The organism is Microvirga aerilata (genome assembly GCF_016743775.1).
Lineage (GTDB): Bacteria > Pseudomonadota > Alphaproteobacteria > Rhizobiales > Beijerinckiaceae > Microvirga > Microvirga aerilata.
Map to the genome: position 1 here is coordinate 1 of NZ_JAEQMY010000073.1, position 19719 is coordinate 19719.

General features: G+C 58.2%; 20 protein-coding genes and 1 pseudogene. 9 read left to right on the top strand and 12 right to left on the bottom strand.

Features of this window, described 5'->3' with window-relative positions:
* Positions 1-906 precede the first annotated feature (906 nt).
* A complete protein-coding gene (locus JKG68_RS25535; protein WP_202064372.1) occupies positions 907-1176 on the top strand; it encodes a hypothetical protein in 270 nt (89 codons plus the stop codon).
* 145 nt (positions 1177-1321) lie between these two features.
* On the opposite strand, the gene JKG68_RS25540 is transcribed toward JKG68_RS25535, so the two are convergent.
* Positions 1322-2086 carry a LuxR C-terminal-related transcriptional regulator gene (locus JKG68_RS25540; protein WP_202064374.1) on the bottom strand — a complete coding sequence of 255 codons (765 nt, stop codon included), beginning with the start codon at positions 2084-2086 and terminating at the stop codon, positions 1322-1324.
* A gap of 809 nt (positions 2087-2895) precedes the next feature.
* Here JKG68_RS25540 and JKG68_RS25545 point away from each other — a divergent pair.
* Positions 2896-3225 (top strand): hypothetical protein, encoded by a 330-nt coding sequence (locus JKG68_RS25545; RefSeq protein ID WP_202064376.1) that lies wholly within the window; start codon positions 2896-2898, stop codon positions 3223-3225.
* A gap of 258 nt (positions 3226-3483) precedes the next feature.
* On the opposite strand, the gene JKG68_RS25550 is transcribed toward JKG68_RS25545, so the two are convergent.
* The 3 genes from JKG68_RS25550 to JKG68_RS25560 all read right to left on the bottom strand — a co-directional run bounded on the left by JKG68_RS25550 (position 3484) and on the right by JKG68_RS25560 (position 5492).
* Positions 3484-4149, bottom strand: coding sequence for an AAA family ATPase (locus JKG68_RS25550; RefSeq protein ID WP_202064378.1), 666 nt, complete (start codon positions 4147-4149; stop codon positions 3484-3486).
* A gap of 273 nt (positions 4150-4422) precedes the next feature.
* Positions 4423-4779 (bottom strand): lysozyme inhibitor LprI family protein, encoded by a 357-nt coding sequence (locus JKG68_RS25555; RefSeq protein ID WP_202064380.1) that lies wholly within the window; start codon positions 4777-4779, stop codon positions 4423-4425.
* Positions 4780-5099: 320 nt separating this feature from the next.
* A complete protein-coding gene (locus tag JKG68_RS25560; RefSeq protein WP_246515856.1) occupies positions 5100-5492 on the bottom strand; it encodes a BA14K family protein in 393 nt (130 codons plus the stop codon).
* Between the two features lie 1433 nt (positions 5493-6925).
* Here JKG68_RS25560 and JKG68_RS25565 point away from each other — a divergent pair.
* A complete protein-coding gene (locus JKG68_RS25565; RefSeq protein WP_202064382.1) occupies positions 6926-7627 on the top strand; it encodes a hypothetical protein in 702 nt (233 codons plus the stop codon).
* 102 nt (positions 7628-7729) lie between these two features.
* Positions 7730-7906, top strand: a complete 177-nt coding sequence (locus tag JKG68_RS34900) for a hypothetical protein (RefSeq protein ID WP_376773206.1) — start codon at positions 7730-7732, stop codon at positions 7904-7906.
* Between the two features lie 301 nt (positions 7907-8207).
* Here JKG68_RS34900 and JKG68_RS25570 read toward each other — a convergent pair whose 3' ends face one another.
* Entirely contained in the window at positions 8208-8723 is a 516-nt protein-coding gene (locus JKG68_RS25570; RefSeq protein WP_202064389.1) for a 3'-5' exonuclease, read from the bottom strand.
* 195 nt (positions 8724-8918) lie between these two features.
* On the opposite strand from JKG68_RS25570, the gene JKG68_RS25575 reads away from it, so the two are divergent.
* Positions 8919-9134, top strand: coding sequence for a hypothetical protein (locus JKG68_RS25575; RefSeq protein WP_202064391.1), 216 nt, complete (start codon positions 8919-8921; stop codon positions 9132-9134).
* 89 nt (positions 9135-9223) lie between these two features.
* Here the strand turns inward: JKG68_RS25575 and JKG68_RS25580 are convergent, their stop codons facing one another.
* The 4 genes from JKG68_RS25580 to JKG68_RS25595 all read right to left on the bottom strand — a co-directional run bounded on the left by JKG68_RS25580 (position 9224) and on the right by JKG68_RS25595 (position 12482).
* Positions 9224-9367: a hypothetical protein gene (locus tag JKG68_RS25580; protein WP_202064396.1), complete on the bottom strand. Its 144-nt coding sequence runs from the start codon at positions 9365-9367 to the stop codon at positions 9224-9226.
* A gap of 194 nt (positions 9368-9561) precedes the next feature.
* Positions 9562-10512 carry a tyrosine-type recombinase/integrase gene (locus JKG68_RS25585; protein ID WP_202064401.1) on the bottom strand — a complete coding sequence of 317 codons (951 nt, stop codon included), beginning with the start codon at positions 10510-10512 and terminating at the stop codon, positions 9562-9564.
* A gap of 105 nt (positions 10513-10617) precedes the next feature.
* A complete protein-coding gene (locus JKG68_RS25590; protein ID WP_202064403.1) occupies positions 10618-10833 on the bottom strand; it encodes a hypothetical protein in 216 nt (71 codons plus the stop codon).
* A complete protein-coding gene (locus JKG68_RS25595) occupies positions 10830-12482 on the bottom strand; it encodes a patatin-like phospholipase family protein (protein WP_202064406.1) in 1653 nt (550 codons plus the stop codon). Before JKG68_RS25595 ends, JKG68_RS25590 begins: the two co-directional genes overlap by 4 nt.
* Positions 12483-12718: 236 nt before the next feature.
* Between JKG68_RS25595 and JKG68_RS25600 the strand changes: the two genes are divergently transcribed.
* On the top strand, positions 12719-13870 hold the full coding sequence (locus tag JKG68_RS25600) for a hypothetical protein (RefSeq protein ID WP_202064414.1): 1152 nt from the start codon (positions 12719-12721) through the stop codon (positions 13868-13870).
* Between the two features lie 342 nt (positions 13871-14212).
* Here the strand turns inward: JKG68_RS25600 and traI are convergent, their stop codons facing one another.
* The gene (gene traI, locus JKG68_RS25605; RefSeq protein ID WP_202064418.1) at positions 14213-16222 is read right to left on the bottom strand and encodes a TraI/MobA(P) family conjugative relaxase; all 2010 of its coding nucleotides are present in this window, start codon (positions 16220-16222) and stop codon (positions 14213-14215) included.
* On the bottom strand, positions 16219-16527 hold the full coding sequence (locus JKG68_RS25610) for a plasmid mobilization protein (RefSeq protein WP_202064419.1): 309 nt from the start codon (positions 16525-16527) through the stop codon (positions 16219-16221). The genes traI and JKG68_RS25610 overlap by 4 nt, the downstream gene beginning before the upstream one ends.
* A gap of 410 nt (positions 16528-16937) precedes the next feature.
* On the opposite strand from JKG68_RS25610, the gene JKG68_RS25615 reads away from it, so the two are divergent.
* Genes JKG68_RS25615 through JKG68_RS25625 form a run of 3 tightly spaced genes read left to right on the top strand, consistent with a single transcriptional unit; the run spans position 16938 to position 18820 of the window.
* On the top strand, positions 16938-17474 hold the full coding sequence (locus JKG68_RS25615; RefSeq protein WP_202064420.1) for a hypothetical protein: 537 nt from the start codon (positions 16938-16940) through the stop codon (positions 17472-17474).
* Positions 17475-17477: 3 nt separating this feature from the next.
* The gene (locus tag JKG68_RS25620; RefSeq protein ID WP_202064421.1) at positions 17478-18167 is read left to right on the top strand and encodes a hypothetical protein; all 690 of its coding nucleotides are present in this window, start codon (positions 17478-17480) and stop codon (positions 18165-18167) included.
* Positions 18164-18820, top strand: a complete 657-nt coding sequence (locus JKG68_RS25625) for a DUF6753 family protein (RefSeq protein WP_202064422.1) — start codon at positions 18164-18166, stop codon at positions 18818-18820. Before JKG68_RS25620 ends, JKG68_RS25625 begins: the two co-directional genes overlap by 4 nt.
* Before the next feature lie 696 nt (positions 18821-19516).
* Here the strand turns inward: JKG68_RS25625 and JKG68_RS25630 are convergent.
* A pseudogene (locus JKG68_RS25630) lies at positions 19517-19719 on the bottom strand (hypothetical protein); the annotation flags it as partial.

The window sequence follows — 19719 nt, forward strand, 5'->3', positions numbered from 1 at the left end:
GTCTGCGCCGAGCAGCAGCGTTAGCACTCGGCGCATGTGAGTGCTAACACGAGTTGATACTCCAATGATCCTGGCCAAGCAAGCTCATCCCTTGGTGGATAAGCTGAGCTTGGGGCGAACAGCAGCTTACTGGCTGCGTTGACCTTCGATAGTGGCCAACGGGCCGCTTGGGCAGCGAGGTTCAGCCGTGTTGAGTTTCGAAAGCGTCGAAGAGGTCTGCGAAAGCAAGAGCATCACTCTTGTCGTTCATCCTGCCATCCGGCGAGCCGTGAGGGGCTACGAGGAGAGCTTCTATATTGGCTTGCGCTGTTTCCTAAAGGGAGAGTCCGACGGGATCTTTTTCCTCCCGCTCCAAGATGGAGGCTATGTCCGCCTTCTATTCTCGCAGCGCCGCTCGGCAGGAGGGCACCCGATCCTGAGAGTTGACCCACTGACCTCAGAAGGGCTGCACAGGATCAAGATGGCGGTCAACACCGGCAACTAAGCTCAGTTGCGGATCGGGCCTCTGCCCGTACTGCTTCCGGGATACTTCCCTGCGCGGCGGCTTCAAATCTATGGACCGAAAGGGACAGTATCAACGAGACCCGCTCTGCCCATGAGAGGCCAACGTTCTCGTAAACCGCATCAGCTAGATTTCGTCGGGTTACGCTACCGTGTTAGTAGGTCTGCCTGCGCTTAGACCGGGCCTCTGGGAACATCGTGCCAGTAGTCTCTCATCTCCTGCTGCCGTTTGCGGTCAGGCCAGACCTCGTCATCACCATAGAACGACGGAGCTTTTTGAACCTGGGCTTCGGTCACATCCGTCCGGTAGCCTCCAAGGCCCGTGTCATAGGTGAGCTTGTCCCAAGGGTTGTTGGTTACGGAAAGAGAAATGAGGGACGCTGACCTTTGCCAGGATACAGACTTATGACGACACGACGGAAGCAAGGCGAAAAGAAGACCGAGAACGAGGGTCAGGCCAGCACGCCTCAGCTCGATCGGCTCGAAAAGCTTGCCAATGCGGCAGCAACAACCAACCAGGCAAAGCAGTGGCGGGCGCGCCAGAATGGCTTGCAGGATCCGGGAGAACCCTCAGAAGTGCGTAACCTCAACTACGATGCAGAGGCCAAAGCACAAGCGGAAGCTGCGATGCAGCAGATGATGGCAAAGTCAAAAGGAAAGAGGCGCAGTCGGTGACAGCCACTGCAACGCTACAGCCATAAGAAGCAGTGCGGACGTCCGCGATGCCAGTTGCATAGGAGCGTGGACGGATAGCGTCAGAAAGCAAAAGGCTGGATCTCGCGTCAGCCTTTTGCTGTTTCAGATCTGCGGCAAGCGGCGATCAGGCATGGAGGACCTGTTTGCCCCCTGTCCCAAGATGCTCTGTCGCCCACATTGCTGCTTGTGTGCGGTTAGCCGCGCCAACCTTTCGCAGGATCGCCTTCACATGAACTTTGACCGTGGCTTCTGTAACATCAAGCTGCCGCGCGATGATCTTGTTGGGGGCGCCGCCCATGATGCAACCCAGGATCTCAGCTTCCCGAGGCGAGAGCTTGTGTGCTGCAGGGGAGGTGGCCTTGGGCTCTGAGGATTGTCCGATAGCACCCTGCTCAAGGAAGGGGGCTAACTGCTGGAAGGCTGACTGCACCAGCACGGTTGGCAGGATGATCTCGCCCAGCATAGCCAGTTCGAGTGACTTGATCAGGACCTCGCGGTCACTCGTAAACAGGCAATAGCCGTTCACACCAGCCTCAAGCCCAAGCCGCACAAATCCGAGATCGAAGGTATCCGCGAATGCAATAATCCGCGCCTGCGGAAAGTGCGCCTTCAGAATGCTGACAGTCTTCAGTTCCTCCTCGGAGCAACTGCTCACATCAACCAGGAAGAGTTCCGGCGTAAGACTGCGAACCTCCTGCGAGAGCGCCGCAATAGCGAAATCCGTTTCGCAAACAGCAAAGCGGGTTCCAGTCAGAAGGTGCTTGAGACCCATGCGAAGCAGGGAATTCCGGCAGAGGACCACAGTTTGGATCTCGTGATTACGAGAAAAGCTAAAGCCAGTAGTCGTAATGTGTTCACTAGCGGCACATTCGGCGTAATTCTCTAACATTGATCTGCCTCGTCCTAAGTACACCGAACGAAGGTTCAATGTTGTTGGCTTGATCATGCCATAGAAGCGCGGCAGTTCAACCCATAGGCTATATGATCTAACTCCAAAGAGGTACGATGTAATCCGAAAGAGGAGGGCTCAGCGGCGATTGGCTTTCCACTTTCTTAATTCCTGGCACGGGCGGCCTATCGTTTAGCCGCGGCGAATTAGTTTTGATCAGTTTGACTAAGACCATGCCGCGTTAGCTGATTGCCTCATTCACAACTGCCTCTTACCTAAGTCACAATTCCCAAACGCGTGGGCGCAAAGTTCTTACTGGCTTCTCCAAGTGCGCATTGCTCTCGCCGCCGAGTCATCGTCCTGGAGTGGCGAAGACATTTTGGCTTTCCCTACCGATGGGCCACAGCCAGCCGCGGGGACCACAAGGGCCGAAGAAGGGGCTCGGCAACCACCCCGCCAATGATGGCAAATGATGCCAGGATAAGCCCGATCCGGCTATAGAGCGCAACGCGATCCTTGTGGGTCATAGATAACCCTTTCAATGCTCGGGCCGGAGATGTGGCTAGGCGCATCCTTGTTGCCAATTGTGGCGAGATTGCTGCCAAGGTATACGTGAGGGGGCACGTCCATAGGCGCTGGTCATGGTGCCACCTGCCGCGACGTGAGAGTTCGCCAGCATCCGCCCGTTCTCGGCAGCCGGACTGCCCGGCGATGGGCCTCTCTCCATAAGACGTTAGCCATCCTGTTGATTTCGTCTGGGCTCAACTCCGGTCTGCGTGATAACCGTAGCCATAGGAGTGGGGTGTGCAGTGATGGGTATCGAGGGAGATCAGCTGATCGCAATCAGCCTGATGGGTGTTGCCTTAGCTTTTGGGACTGGTCTGTTCTACCTGCTGGTTCTGCTTGCCAAACGTATCTGGACATGGGTGGCAGGTACCCGTCCCCAACAACAGCAGAACCAAACATCACAACAAGAATTCAGCTCGGAAGTAGCCCAGGCCGCTCCGATAACGGCGTCTGACCTTTATGTGATCCGGTCCAACCTGGATGCCGTATCAAGACAAGTTGAGGATTTGGAGCGCAAGCTCCGGCTGAGCGATGTGCACGGCACCAACATCATTAACCTGAAACGGAGATAGGCGCCGCTCACCTCATGGGACCCTCCGGTCGGTGCAGGTGCAGGTCAGTGCCTGTGGGCCTGGACTAGATAGACAGGGATAGTAGTCCCGCCAAGTGCCTTGCAGGCCTCGTACGCGTCGCGCGTGAGTGCTCGTAGCCGAAGGTGATTGCAGACAAGTGTCGCCTGTTGGTTGTGCAGCAGGCGGCTTATCTCAAGGCCGCACAGGATCGCGCACCTAACGACAGCAAACTAGATATCAAGCATCGACCGAATACGCTCAGACGGATTGGGCATGTTTGCCTGTCACAGCCTTGATTGCCTCAAAGCTCTTTGTGAGTGCCCGCCAGAGGTTGCCGATCTCCTCCGAGCCGGACGACCTGGAGCTGAATTCGTGAACGCCAGCTCCATGGGCTAAGGAGAGTGCCAGTTCAGGGCTATGGGTAATCTGACCTGCCCAGGTTGGAACGTCGAGCGCCTGCATCGCCCCTCGTGCGTCCGTCACCATTGGGTCATCCGAGCCATTCTTGGCTGGTGCGGCGTTGATCACCACCGCATATGGCTTTATCAGCTCACGGCAGACCCGGATCGTTGCTTGAACGGCGTCGACATCGAACAGCCCCGGACGCATCGGGATTACAACTAGATCTGCGTGCGAAATCGCCTCGGCCACTGAAGCGTCAGCGTTGGGCGGCGTGTCGATCAAGACCCACTTCACTCCGTCGCGCTTTGCCTTCGCCAAGGTGGCTGCGAGATGCTTGGTACCAACATGGAGCGAAAGATCCCCCGCGTCCCGGACTTGGTGCCAAAGGGCTAGGGATCCCTGAGGGTCAGCGTCAATCAGGAGCGTCGGTCGAGAATGCTCGGCCATATAGCTTCCCAGATGCGCGGCAAGGGTGCTCTTTCCAGAACCTCCCTTGCGGGCAGCTAAAACCAAGACATTCATGCTGGTTCTCCTAACCCGGGCAAATCGATCATGATCGCGGCTACAAGACCATAACTACACCGCAACACGTACCGAAGACAAACGAGGCGCATGTGCTCGGCCCGCTTGCTGTTCCACCTGCCAGGGCTTGGCGACGATCTCGTCGGCCGTGTGCCTTTTCTCGCCCATCTTCAATCCTCCTTTGGCTTAAAAGCCATGCCCCAGGGAGGATCACCCTCCAAAGGGCAGACCAAGGATCTCTGCCTCATTGAGACAGTCCGCTTTGGACTGCGGTTATACGGGGCCTCGCTTGGAGAGCACCTCAAAGCCCCGTGTTAGTTGGCGAACTCGATCCTCATAGGCTTCGCTCACACAGGCACGGTCCCCGCCACAGCCAGCACGACGCTTGAGCCAAGCGGCCTGTTCGTCTTCCAAATCGCCACGAGCGCCCATCCCCAGAAGCGGCTTTAGCTGGGTGTCGAGAACTGCCATCTCGACATCCGCATCATTCAGCTGACGATCGGCACAAATGGCTTTCTCATCCATCGTCTCAGCTTTGGAGCAGTCGAAGCTGGCTGCCTGAATGGGCTGCCGTACGGCTGCAAGCATCAGCACGGGCAGGCCAGTAAGCCAGAGAGCTTTCCTGTTCATCGGACTATCCTTTAATCCTGACTGCAAGGAGAACCGCTCCAGCCAGCAGAAGCTCCCAGTCAGACAGATCCAATTCGAAGCAGGGTTAACTGCAGGTGAAGGGTATTTCCCTAGCAGGCTTAGCTGAGAAGATCCTCAGCCGCCGCTTGGAGGATGTGCACTTGAGGACCGACCTGGCTGAGCTGCTCCAGCGTGGGTACATGGCCGTACGCTGGCCATCTTTCGCGCCAGCATCAACTCGGAAGATTGGACCAGGACCCGCCAAGAAAGAGAGGCTCTCAGCAAGCCTCTTCTGGCGGTTCGTTTCCTGCAGATTGCGGCTAGTAGGTGCAGACGTAGCGCATGCCGTTGCCGGCCAGGAAGGTGCCTGAGCCCGGATCGTAGGACCGGTACTTGCGAGCGCAGTAGGCCGCTAGTCGCGGGTCGACTGTGCCGGGAGGCGGCGGGGGAGCAGCCTGTGCCTGGTTGGTAATCGCACCAGCGACGAGAGCGCCAGCGGCCAGACCAAGGACGCCTGCTGCAACGGCACCGCCGTTTCCACCACGGCGGTAGTAACGCGGACCATGATAGTAGCGGCGATACTGGGTGTAGCTTTCACCCGGGTGTTGTTTCGTGACCTCAGGCATCTGAGAGCGAGAGGCTGCGATCGCCTGAGACAGCGGAGCCGCCAGCATGGAGGCAGCGAGGACCAAAGAAGCGAACTTACGCAGCATTGTTTGATATGGCCTTTTATCAGTGGGTTGTGAACGGAGGCGGATTGAAGAGTGACCTTTTCCAAGGAAGCTCGGTTTGGTGTGCCAATTTTCAAGCTGGAAAACTAAATCCAGAATGAACAAAGGACATTTGCCGGATTACATATTCGTAATCCATCTGACCGGCGCGCGGGCAAAATCATCGCTCTCACCGATCCTCAACTGCGGCGGAAGAAGCACCATTGGCTGCCGTTGCAGTTATCCGTTGCCGTGAATCTCCTGGATTCGGATCGGCCGCTCAGGTGAAATGCAGCACGGTCAACCCTCCCAGAAAGCGCGGCCTTCTTGGGATAGTCTGGCATGATCGCCAACGCACCCAGCCTAGGTGCGTGTCCAGGTTTCGATCGCCTCCCTCAGGCCCTCAGGCAGGTCGATCGGTGTGTTGTTCGCCGAACTGGTACTTGAGGCTGCAAGGTCGGAGAGGAGAGCACGGTACCTTTCAACCTTCGGCTCCTGCCCTGCATCGAAGGTTTCCGCCTTCCCATCATTGGGTGAGCCCCCAAACAGGCAAAGGAGTGCGAGGATGGCGCGCATGGTTCAACTCCGTCAGGGACACAGTAGGGAAGCGCACCGTGGCATTTCTGGGGCTGAAGGGACGTGCGGCCAGGCACGTGGCGGCTTAATCTAACAACAACCTCCGCCAGCCAATATCTGTTGCGTTCAGAACCCGGGCGTTGTCAGAAGGATTGCTGGCCACGGATCCGAAATCTCGTGGTTGCCAGTTGCCGCGATCTGGTTTGATGGCGCAATCCGGCTGTGACACAGGGGAGCCGCAGCGCTATTGCGCCCTATCACCTTCATCCCCGAGAAGAAACGCCCTGGCGGAGGGCTGTCTGGATCCTCAACCAGGGCGTCTGTGGCTCTATGCAAGGGTAGAAAGGGCCACCGCACGATGATAGGACTGAGCCAATGAAGATTCCGTTGCTACCGTCGTTTCCTTAGATCAATGCGCAGTGCGAACGCCTCAGCCAAGGGACGTGTTCGCAGGGCCTCCAACCAGAGCGCCGTAACTCCCGTAGCACACCCTTAAAGCCAACGCGTAGCCTAATGGTCAGTCGAGCCTCAGCGGTCCAGAAGGAGAGGGCCTTGACACAAAGAGCTCGCTCTTGGCAACAATCGTAGCTCAAAAAGCCGCGCGCCTCGGCTGAGGAGATCGGGTTCAAGGACCCTCAGCCGAGGCGCGGTCTGGTGGAGTTGACACCGCCGGGCAAACTACGCCCGTCAACCGTGGCTATTTCATGAAGCGATCCGGAGGCCTCTATGTCTGCTTGTGATCGCCGCAGGTTAACCTCATGATGCCGAACAGACTGGGTTCTGCTCGCGCAGGCTTGCCTCAGGGGCTCTGTGCCATGTACGAAAGCCAGATTCTTTGATGTCTTTAGGCGTTGCATCCTATGACCATTCGCCGCCGCTTTCTCCTTGCCTCATCCTTGGCCCGCCTTATTCAGCGGGAGAGAGGCGGTTTTCGCCAGATCGAGGGCTTCTTCCCGGACCAGAGAGATCGTACCTCCTGGGTGCGCCTCGAGGAGAACAGGGCGCTGCTGATCTTGAGAACCGCTGGTCCTTATGGGGATGTGGAGGAACAGACTGAAGTCCCCACTTCTCACGCCCACGCACTGTTGGATGTGTGCGCTGGCGAGGTCGACTACGCCCGGGCGCCATTGGCCATCGGCCAGCGCCAGATCTTCGTCGACCAGTTCACCCGGCCCAAGGCCCTGTATTTCGTTTCGGCTGAGTTCGAGAACGAGGAGGAGGCGAGGGGCTTTGGTCCCCTGGCGTGGTTTGGCCCCGAGGTCACTGCGGAGGCTCGCTACAGCAATCAGTCTCTTGCTCTGAGAGGCGTTGAGCAGTCTCTGGACGTCCCCTTGTCCGATGCAGCTCTCGACAGTCTGCTCGATACCCTGGAGAACCGCTTTCCAGCCCAATCGGGCATCGCTGATAAACGCCCCACCGCAAAGCCCGTTTCGGTCACCAGGGCTCAGGTGGCAGCCCCTGCTCCAGGGAATGGGCAACCAAGCAAGGCGAACCTCAGTGACGTCGAGGCCGCCATGATGCGGGAGATGGAGCGGACACTCCAGAAGGGTAAACCTGAGTAAGGACTGCTGTCTGGATGCCAGATGCGCGCTCTCCCGTTTCAGCACCACCTGGTGCTCTACCGGCGCGATCCGGAGCAGGGCAGGGCTCGCTTCTACAGCCTGATGATTGAGCATGACCTGTTCGGCACGATCCGGCTGGTGCGCAAACGGGGATATATCGGGTCCAATCGCCAGGGAAGGTTGAGATCTTCCCCGCCCAGGCCGCTCACGCTCTCGGGACAAGGGCCGTGGCCCAGCGGAAGAGGGCTACACAGACCTTTAAGGCAGCCTGAGCCTTAGACTAACGGGCGCTGTCGCTGATCATCAGCAGTCCGTCTGCCACGAGATCCAGCCTAAGGGTTCCGCACGCTCAAGGACGATGGATAGAATTCCGGCTCCATGGACAGGCGGATCTTGGGCGTTGACGCGTATAGCAGTGCTCGGCTCGTTGTCATTAGATGGTGTGGGCATTGTTGGCCGCCTGTCGATCTGTCGCTTGCACATGCTGTCCCCCTGATCCCTGCAGGAGGATTATCAGGCCTGGATTGCGTGAGGATGTCATCGCCTGCTGCGACGAGCGCAGCCTGTAAAATCCGCGACGTCAGGGCCGCTCCGCCGGATTGAGCTTTACAAACAGATGAGCTGCCAAGAGAGCATCGTTCAACGCATCGTGAGCGTCGCGTAGATGAGCAATGCTGATGCCTGCCTTTGAACAAGCATGACGGAGTTTGCCGGGCAGACCGGAGCGCTTCGCCAGAGCCATGGTGCAGAAGAAGCGCTCTCGCGGATAAGTCGGCCGTGATGCGCGCTCGAACTCCCGCTTGAGAGTGTTATACTCGTAGGCATAGTTGTGCGCGATAATCGTGTCGTCGCCTACGAAGTTCATCAGATCGTGAACGACATCCTCAAAGTGCGGCTCATTCTCCAGATCGGCCAGCGAAATGCGATGCACCGCATAGCAGAAAGGGCTCATGGCTGAGCGCGGCTTGACCCTGCGGAGAAATGAGCGAGGGGAGATCGTTCTGCCAATGACCTCCACAGCGGCGATCTCAATGACGTGATCGTAGGACTGAGCAGTTTCGACGTCGATGACGACGTGGCGTTCAAATTGGTTCATCGTACAATTTCGTGAGTATTTCTCGAGCTGATCGGTGTTTAGGCGATCTGCCTCAGGTGTGATTTGCCAGCAATGTTTAAGATAACGATCGCCCGGGCGCTAGCTTGTGTACACCGTCCCCAGGCTGAGGCAAGCTTAACCTCCTATCAAGATGATCGGCGCAGTGTGCCCTCTCCATCATGAGGAGACGGCACCATGAGCGAATGGCATCACCGGGAACGCGGACCGATTACCGAAGAAAAGCTTGTTCGGGCCGTCCACATCCTTGCCGACATGGTCGAAGATCACGGCCCAACGTTCCGCCCGCTATACCAGGACCTCCGTCAGCAATTGGCTGAGCACCGTATACGGAAGCAGGCTGCCGCGGCAGCCGAAGCACGAGCCGCTCAGGGCGAAAGCAAGGTCGCTTGAGACTTCAGACCACCTCTTATCGCTCTAGCGGTTGTGGCATCCCCATGCGCCTGGCTCAAAGCCTCAATCAGGCTACTGTTGCTCCCAGGCTATTGGGGATTGCTGCCCAGAGCCAAACCGAGCGTCCTCAACTCAGCCTCGGCTTGCGCAGTGGAGACTGCTCCGGGCTTGAGCTTATCGCGCAGCATGCGCACGCTCAGCTCGATGAAGTAGGCATTGGCCGGAACCGGCACGCCATGCAATCAACCGCGCAGCACAATCTTGCCATTGAGGTAGCCCGTTTCTATGGACCCAGCCCCACAGGCGAGGCTCTGCGCTGTCGAGCTGGGGTACGGGGGCTTTGGGGCGACGGCCTGCATCGGTCCTCGGGGCAATGCCCATCAGTGTTGGAGACCTAGACCCTGTCATCACAAGCGTCCTGCAGCTTTCAGTCAGGAACAGATTGTGTGTTCAGCGGGTGGAGGTCCCGGACCATCTGGTGAAGGCGGGACGTATCCAGGTGCGTGTAGATCTGAGTGGTCTCGATGCCAGCGTGCTCCAGCAGCTCCTGCAACACACGCAGATCGGTACCGCCTGAATGCATGTGGGTAGCGATGGCGTGGCGCAGCACATGCGGAGAAACCCGATCCGGACTAGCGAGACCCGCGGCTACGGCGGCCTCCTTGATCTCGAGCAGGGCAGCTTGGCGCGTCAGAGCCTTGGCTCCGTTGCGCACCGAGTGGAAGAGCCACTGGGTTGGCTTGCCCCCAGAGTACCCGCCAGCCAGCTTCTGCCAGTGGGCGATGGCCGCAATGGCTCGGTCATGAAGGGGCACAAGCCGCTGCTTGTCGCCCTTGCCGCGCACCATCAGCATCCGGGTGTCAGGGCGGGCGGCATCGGAGGGCAGAGACAGCGCCTCGCTGATGCGCATGCCCGAGGCGTAGAGCGTCTCGAACAGAGCAGCCCGTCGGGCATAGCCGGCCTGACGGTAGAGGCCAACCGAGGGATCGGCCGCGAGCGTGTGGGCGGTTTCCAGAAGCGCTTCCGTCTCGGCAATGGAGAGGACGAAGGGCAGCTTTCTGGGCCGCTTCATGGCCGGCATGGTGGATGTGGGATCGCTGGAGCCGAGCTCCTCGGCGATCAGGAAGCGATGCAGGTTGCGGATGACCGTGATACGGCGGGCGATGGTCGATCCGGCATAGCCACGGTGATCGAGAGCAGCGATGTAGTTCCGGACGTGATCAAGGCCAACATCGTCCAGTCGGAGGCTTTTCTCGCCAAGCCAAGCGAGATAGCAGTTGAGGTCGTCCGTATAGGTGTCGATGGTACCGGCTGCAGCACCCAGCTCTGTGGCAAGGGCGTCGAGCCACAACTGAGCCAGCCGGTGATTGGTCCGCATGAGTTCCTCCTACAGGAGGACCTTGGCACAGCACCCGTTACTGACCTCTTGTCAAAAGACTAATTATGCGAAATGTTATATTATAAAGATATCTGAGGAGCGCCCTTAGCGCTTCAGAGCACTCGCCTTCAGCTTCGGATCCGTAATCCGGGCCAAATTGCGGTCATGCTCCTCAACAATCCTCTGAGCCTTGGCCGTGAGCGCCCGGCTGCTTGCAGCAGCTTTCGCCCGCACCCGTTCAACGAAGCTCGGGTCGAGCGTGTTGCGCTGGCCAGTTGAGCCTGCGGATCTGGCTGCGGCTGCGCCACGAAGGATTTTCACGCCCATGAGTAACCAAGCCTTGCTAACCGCTTAAGCGGCTCTTCAAATATGGTGTTAATTCCCTCAGAGAGCAAGTTGATAACACTCTCCAAGGCCGGGGCCTCCTCGGTCATCCGCTCCTCGCCCTCCACGACAACGACAAAGGCGGGCTCATCCTGCTCAGCCGTGAACACCGGAACGCACAGCGACCATGCGAGTTCCGGCCAGATCAGGCGTCGGCGCTGGCGGTTCGCCGGACCTGGAAGGATTTCCGTACCCTCCGCGTCGTAAAGCAACCCGGCCACCTGGACGATTTCTGTAAAGGTGGGCTCTCGTCCCAACCAGGTTCGGCCGGCAAGCGAACCTTCCATCGGCAACAGCATCGCCTCATCGGTATGCTCCTCGTAGCCGATCCCGTGCCGGAGCCTGAGGGAGCGGTACAACCCGGCTTCTTTGATGGCGAGGGCAACCCGTATACGGCCTGTCAAAGTCCGCGAGGCGAAGATGCTTCCCTGCTCCTCCAGCACGGCATGGGTGAGCACATACACATCCCGGGCCGCTTCTCGCAGAACATCGGGCCCCTCCAGAAGCCGCTGCACAATGCGCGCTCGGGCATAATTGGCCGCCTCCGCAACTGCCCTTAGCGCGGCATCCGCTCCGATATCGAAGTCCAACACCTTCAGCTGGGTTTCCATCGGGACCACTTCGAGCCGGCCGACTGCCCGCTTGTTCAATACGGAGGAGCCGAAGATCGCCGTTTTCACCGCAGCTCCGAGCCATCCTGTCGGGGAAACCGGAGCGTTCGAGGTGGTGTCGATGATCTCGACGGCAATCGTCAGCGCGTCAGGGTCGAGCGCACGCTCCTCGTCGAAGGGCCAAGCCGGCAGATTGGACACGAGGCCACCGTCCAGAAACACCGACGATCCGAATTCAAAGGGGCGGAAGATCACGGGGAGGCAAATCGAAGCCGCCACGGCATCGGCAACCAGGGTATCCGGTGTCTGTTCGGGTGAGAACAGCCTGAGCTGACGTGCATTCAGGTCGGTAGCGACAATCTTCAAGGTTGGCCGGCCATCAACGCCGAAATCGGAGAACAGGACATCCCGTCCCGGTTCGGTGGGAAAGAGGCGCTCCTGCAACAGCTTCCGCAAGGCGTCCCGAAAGATATGCACACTCGACAGACCGCTGAGCAGCCAGAGGCCTCCAATCACACCGACAATAATCCAGACTGCCACAGTGAGCGCTACAGCCCATCGGCCGTAATCATGGGCAGCAAACAAAGAGCCAAACAGGGCGAGAAGCAACAAGCCAAATGATGCAATCCGGCGGCAACCGGAGAAGGCTATTGCAGCAGAACGTAGAGCAGCAATCCGCGCCCAGCCTCCCCGGCCGAAAATGTCGGTTGCCGCTCGGAATCTCGGGCCAAGCAACGGCAGCAGTGTTGTGCCACGGACGGGATCAGCCATATCATCGGCATGCATTCCGGTCGCTCGCAAGGCTGCAATGATGGCGCCTGCTGAGGTTCCTGCGAGCCCGCAGATGTTTGCTCCATATTCCTCAAGAGCCTTCAGTGCACCGATGTGGACAAGGCCTTTTGCGCCTCCCCCTTCGAATGCGACGAACACGCGATCAACACTCCTGTCCTCGGCAGGCTCGTCCTCCTGGATCATCAATCTATCGCCTTGCCTCGGGACACGCTGCTTCAATAGGTTTGGACGGCCTGTAGCTAGCAGGACTCGGTAAAAACATCACTTCAAACAAACAGTCGCTCCCGCTTGGAAAATCTCCGGCAAGGTATTATGTGCTCTCGCATTCTCTCAGTCGCTTTCCTGTCAGGGGGTGACACCCGGGCGTGAGACCCGTTCTCCGCCGGAAAGCTCGTTACGATTAGCATAGGACAAGACACATGCCCGGCATCGCACGCCAGTTCGAGCCGCAGATCACCCGTACCGGTGGAGCCCCGTCCAAGTACCGTTTCACCGCCCGATGCTCAGGCTGCCACAAGACGGACACCTACGAGGCCAGCAGGCCTGCCGGTGACGAGCTCGTCAAAGGCTACTTCAAGGACCGTGGCTGGCTTCTCGGACGCGACCGGGCCTATGATCTGTGTCCGGCGTGTCTGGCAACCCCCCGGGCGGTTCAGAAGTCTCGGCCGTCCAAGGACGCAGGCCCCCGGAGGTCGCCAGATACTACCACCCCTTCAAGTGGCGTGAGTCCTCCAGCGGACAAGCGGTCCCGGGATACCGCTGATATCCTGGCCCGCCACTTGGGCAAGCCGGAAGCGCTCGCTGCGGAAGTCTTCCGCCCCAAGCCCATGCAGACCCCTCGCCCCTCTGGCTCGGAGGTGCCGCCGCAGACCGGATCAGCCCCCGCCCTGTCACGCGAGGTGGAACAGGCCTTGGCGGCAATGGCCGCAGAACTGAAGGATCTTCACTCCACCATGGACCTCATGGCGAAGCAGATGGGCAAGCTGGTGGCTCTCGGCGGGCAGCAGATCGAGGCCATCGCGCGGCTCGCGCCCCTGATGGTCCAATCGGCTGACGGGATTGCTGGCGGCCTGCGGGAGGTTGTCAGCGCGATCCAATTCCTTCCGAGCGCCTCCCCTCCTAAGCGAGAGGCTGAACCTGTCGAACAGGAGGATCCAGAACTCAGCCCAGAGCCAGAGCCGCGGAAGCCATCCAGGGCAAAAGAGCGCGTGAGGGCAGGCCTGCGCCCGGCTAAGATCGAAGCTTGCGTCCGTCGCACCGGCTCCGCGCCCATTGTGGTGAAGTCGATTCCAGACGCCAAGCGCTCGGACCGGTTCTACACGTCCATCCGCCTGCCGCGGGATCTGTGGGACCAAGCTGGCTTCAGCCCGGAAGATCGTCTCCTGCTCGATTGGAGCGGGAAGGCCCTTGCCATCGAACGTGCTACCGAGGGCGGGGTGAAGCCAAAAGCGATTGGGGGGACCTCCGTGGTATTGCAGTCGTGGAAGCTGGGCAACCTGAACTTCGATCACCCAAAGGTGACAGAAACTGATGGGGGCTTGCGCCTGACGAGAGGACGTAGCCCCGCGTAGGGCTGTTGCTCCTAGCTTGGCGAGCACGCTACCCGAACTGCTTTTCGAAGTTTTGCTTCTTCAAATTGTTATTATACAGCGCTTAATTCGATTTGACGTGGAAATGTTCTTACAAGGCGTCGCACAAGTTCACAAAATGGAACGGCATCGCCAAAGATCTTTAAACGGCTCAATACCCTTCGCCGGTCGCCGGGCTGGCTGGATCCGCACGGAAGGCTCGGAAACTCAACTAACTCTGCCCAGCGAACCCTGATCTGTCATGTGCAGAGGGCCCATCTTACGTACGTCGACTTGAATATGCAGAGGAAGCTCAAGAGATGATTCTTGAACCCTCGGTGACTATCAATCACCAGGTCCTCGGCTTCGATCAGGCCTCTTCTTGGGAAGCCGAGCGGTTTCACGCTCTTCTCTGATCGCTCTGTTCACTTCACGCAACAGATCTTTGTCAGACTGAAGCAGCTTGAGAAGCTCCGCATTTTTCCTGTCAAGTTCACCTTTGAAATAAGTGAGATACACAAAGAGCATTTCTTTTTTAATAGCTACGACATCGCGATCAGCGGCCGTGATATCTCCGAGCCACGCGGCGAGATCTTTTGCGAGAACGATGCCCTCGAGCCAGGGCTTCCGCAGGGCCGGATTTCTTCTGATCGCAGCAATCTCGGCGTCCAGGTCGCAACCAGCCTTCTGCGGAGACTTGGTGACAGGGATAGCAGGAGCCGGCCTTGAGGGGACCAACTGAGGGGCTTTCGCTGCGGCCGCTTGGCGCTCTCTTGCGCCGGCGAGTTCGTGGTGGATCTCTGCGACATCGATGCCGGAGCCAAGGTTCACGACCGTCAGGCCTGCAGCAAGGCCAATCAGGACGGCCCGCTGCCGGAACTCCTTGGAACCCCTCAGGTCAATTGAGCCCCATTTTTCTTGGGCGACTTTGAGAGCCGTCAGCGTCGCCTTGTCGTCACCCTCAGCGGTGACGGTGATACGACTTCCCTGGTCGATGAATGCCGTCTTCTCACCGCGCTGATAATAAATTTCGCGGCCGATTCTAATAGGCGTGAAATCTCTGACCGCCACCAGCTGAGGAGCCTTGTAGGCGCCCTCAAGATAATTCCGGGTGTTCCGATACCGAAAGGCCTCAGCTTGGGCCTCCTTGCCCGTGACCCGCAGATACGCGGTATAGTCGCGCAAGGCACCTACCCGGCCGCGTCGCGCACGTTCCTTGGCTCTCCGCACCTTAAGGGCTTCCCGCTCATCGCGCTCAATTAGAGCAATGACGCTGAGGAGATCACGGGCCAGCAGAGGATCGAGTCCCCTCTTCGATTGGGCTGCAACGATTTTCGCGTTTCGGACAGCATCATCTTTGATGTCCCGCGCGGCGACGGCATACCGCTCCCGTTCGATTGTTCGGCCAATCTCGCGGGCTTCAACTGTCTGTGTCCGCTCCGCGGCGTAGGCCTTCACGTCCGGAGGTGCTTTCCGATCCAGCAGGATCCCGTCCCTCCCCTTCGGCTCCGGCCCTGGCTCATACTGGCCAAGACGCTCCTCGAGCTTGCGGAACCCTGCGTCACGATGAGCGGCGGAGGCTTTAATGCGCGTGCCGTTAACAAACAGAACCGCTCCAGAGCCACGGCGAACATAGTAGGAGTTCTCGCATTCGAGGACGGTGTGCAGCTCCTTCCAGCTCGTCGCTCCCGTGATGAGCGAGACTAGATCGTCAGCGGCAATTTGTTCCGCGCTGCGCTGCCCGGTGCGACGCTCGAAATTCTGAGCGCCGGGCGACTTCTTCGGCCGATCCTGCTCCTCGGGTTTACGGACATACTTGCCGTGCTCGTCGCGGTCGGTGCGAAAGAGGTGACCCTTCTCGTCGAAGTCAAAGATGGCCTTGGCCTCTTTCTGCCAGCCCTGCGCTCGCTCGATATAAGTTAAGGCGCGATGTGCCTTCTGGACGGAAAACTCGATATCGAAGACCTTGCCGGACTCCGGGTGGGCCCGGTTGACTGCAATATGCAGATGCTGGTTCTTTGTGTCGTCGTGCATCGCATAGGCGATGGCGTACTCTTCGACGCCGAGTTCCCGGCAGAAGATCCTGGCCGCCTCGTCGGCCTGGGCCGCCGTTGGCTTCTCATGTTCATGCCACGACAGGATGAAGTGCGCAACGGGCTTCGCGGACTTCTTCGCCATTGAGGCAATGAGGGCGAACTCCTCGCGCTGGGCCTCGTAGCCTTCAGTCAGAAGATTCAGGTTACCGGTGTGGGTCGGCGTCACGCCCTTCTCTGCCTGGTGTATGTACCGGAAAACCTCCCGAGCCGAGCGTCGGGCTGTCGAGCTGACACGGCGCTGCGATGTCTTGACGATCATTTGCGCAGAAGCCTCTGCGTGAAGACCTCCTGTACGAGGAGCGCAGCCTTGTGCACCTCCGGGCCATCAGCTCCTTGGTGGAGCGCCTTCTTCAATTCGGCCAGCACGTGTCGGATGCTGAATAGAATGTTCTTTTCCAGCATCGGCGTCGTTGACCGCTTCATGACGACCTCACGGGCATATGATGACACTGTCATGCCGGCATCGTCGGCGTCATGCTTCAGTTTTACATACTCGTCCGGCTGCATGCGAAAGGCGACAACGCATTCGCGCCCTTCCCCGTAGCTGCGCTTCTCGTTCTTCACTAGGCCTCCTCTTTGGGACGGATTTCAGGGGCGGAGCCCTTGTACAAAAGGGGGGCGTTGTTATGTGGCTGCCAATCGATGGTTCGGGCCGATTGTTAACAAACCCACCTCCTGCCCTTCGATATTTTACCAGAATGAGATCAGCAACAGATATTTATTCGGCTCGGACTTCTAATACTCTGCGACTCACTCCGCCTGGAATTTTGGAACTCATGGGGAAACATAGTGGGCTGCCTTCGGATGATCGATGTCGCATCCCACTCCAAGCTCTCCGGGTTAGCTTGGTGATTGATCCGGCCATGCGTGGCCGGAGCCTTCGATACAACTTATCCACAGCGACCGTGACGCGAGATTGCCAAAGCGAGGCACAACAACTAAGGCGAGAGAAAACTAGGTCGCAAGGTAAAATCATGACGGATGATGCAAGCATAAAGGTTTCGAAACCGCGAACTCCAGGTAAGGGTGCGCCCATCAGCGCGACCTATGATCAGATCCTGAAATGGATCGAAGCCGCGAAGAAGATGCCGGAAAAGCCGGAACGCAAGAAGGAACAGTTATTCAAGGGCAAAGCCATTGTCGAACTGCTCTACGACGTGACAAAGAAAATGAGGTCGGACGGATATACGTTCGATGAGATCGTAGCGATCTATAAAGCCCAAGACGGCAATCCGGCTATAAAGGCCGAGACATTCAAGACTTATTATAACCATATCGAAAGGGAACGAGCAGCGGCTTCCGCCAAGGTGGCGAAAACATCTAAAAAGGATGCTGCGAAGAAGGCTGCAGGAGAGTCATCTAAGGATCCAGTAAAGGTACAGCCGGGCACCCTCCCGCGGGATGTGAGTCCAAAGCCGGCAGCTAGCCCAGCAGTGCAGAAGGCCCTTCATTCAGGAACTACTAGCGGCGGGCTGCAGGAATTCGATGTTTCACGCCCGCCGAGAGGATAATCGATGAAGAAGTTCGTAGTTGTAGCATGCCGCAAGGGCGGAGTCGGCAAGACAACCGTATCACACTCCGTAATCGACTATTTAGATAGAGTTGAGGACCGCCCCATCATTTTTGAGACGGATACGAACAACCCGGACGTTGGACGGGTTTATGCTGGCAAGCGGGATATGAAGGCTTTCCACCTTTCGACACTGGATGACTGGGGTAAGGTGATCGATCTCGTCGAGGCCTCGAATAGGTCGATCGTAATCAATACGCCCTTGGGCTCGGACGTCGACAAGAATGCAGGGGCATTGCGCGTGGTTGCAGGACTTGGGACACACAAGGTCCGAGTCGTGATGCCTATTGACGATCGGCAGGACACGTTCCACTTCGTGGAAGACATGTACGACGCGCTCAAGCCCCAGGACGGGGAACCGGGGGTGCCACTGCTGGTTCTTCGCAATCTCCAATACGGAGAACCTGAGCGATTCACCATCCTCAATGAGAGCAAGCTCATCGACGAGATCAAGGCGTCGGATTTTGCCGAGGTCGACGATTTTCCGAAGCTGCCCGATACGATCAAGAAGCAGCTCGTCGATGAACGGAAGACATTCGAGGAAATCGCCAGCTCTGGCGGATCTGGCACGAAATTTATGATCCAGCAGTTCCAGCGCCGGGTTTGGGCGGTGTTCGAGGATCGGCTTGGATGAGAGGCGAGAAGACGTACTTCGACGCGCTCCGATCTCTACTGGGGCGCGAGCCGCGTGATGCGGAACGGCAGAGAGCGATCCGTATCATCAACGCCCTGGGTCTCGACGAAACAGATGACCTTGCCAAGGCGATGATGCTGATGGGATTTGTCGAGGCGCTGCTCGAACGGATCCCGAGGCAGGTAAAGGATGCGGCAAAGGTCTCGACGGATAGGGTCAAGGAGACAGCGGATCGCGTCATTGAGGCGTCAGTGGCCGAGGCTCAGGCGAAGTTGGCCGACTCCGTGGCATCGGTCGCTGAAAAAGTCGCCAAAGACGTTGCCGGCAGGGCAAAATGGCAGGCGGCCGCCATGGCGGCAACTGTCGTCGCGGCACTGATTGGGGGTTTCAGCTACACAGCATACGGTTTAGGCCTCAAAGCAGGCCATGTAGACGCACTCACTGAGCTTAAGAACGCTGAGGTTGCCGCCGCGTGGGTGAACACGGAAGAGGGACGCAATGCGAAGCGTCTTGCTGACGTAACTCGCATTTCGGCTTTTCTCGAATGTACATTACCAGGCTTCAAGATCGTTCAGGACGCAAACGGTCGAAGGGGCTGCTTCCCGGATAAGAGCGCACCAAACGTTCAAGGTTGGTTTGTTCCGGCCGAATGATTATCTTAGTCGGGCCATCCTGACTACGATAACTGAGTCAAGGTCCTCAGTTGCGGCAGTTTTGGCGCTCTGAGCGAGCGTGGGGAACGGAGACACCCAGGTGCCCTGGCCACCATAGATCGTGGGAACTGAAGCGATAGTTCAGAGGCTATGAGCAACTCTATTGCTTACTTCAAGCGCTTGGTTCAGCATAAATTTGGTCGGGGCGGCTATAATAGTGGGCTGTTTATCGATCTGTTGTTGTCCCTCGACAGATCGGAGAGGATCATCCCGGTTTGTGTGAGGCGATGAACTCACGCGGTGAACGATACCCGAGTGCCTTGTGCGGGTGAAGGCTGTTGCGGGTACCAGGTAGGGCGTGCCGGGATATTGGCGCAGCACATCATGCCAACGCCGCACGGAATGAGTCGCATCAGCGAGACTATCCGAAACGGTTTAAACTGATAGGAGGTCACCTGAGAGTGGTTCAGTTTGGGTACACCCTCCGCACACCGGCTGAAAATTGGTTAGAAACACCGGTTTCACCCATTTAAAGTGGACCCATTGAGAGGTGAACTATCCTAACTCGACTATTCGAGGACTCGATTTCTAAACAATCTGGCAGGATGGATATGGCCGGTGTCCGACTACTTCGGGCATGATACCCTTCAGAAAACGGACCCGCCATTGACAGTGTGGTCAACCCTCCCCTGCTTTTCACCCTTCAGGCGTCTTCCAGGCCGCATAGGTGATATAGGCGAGACGGACGAACAACAGCGTGAGTGTTCGCTGAACTGAGATCTCCATGGCTTGCGGCTCTCCAGATTCGGTATCGTAGAGCAGCTGGCAGCTCTGCCCGGACAAGTCCTCCCGGGTCGCGATCCACAGCAGGTCGATCACAACTTGGCCCGGCGTATGAG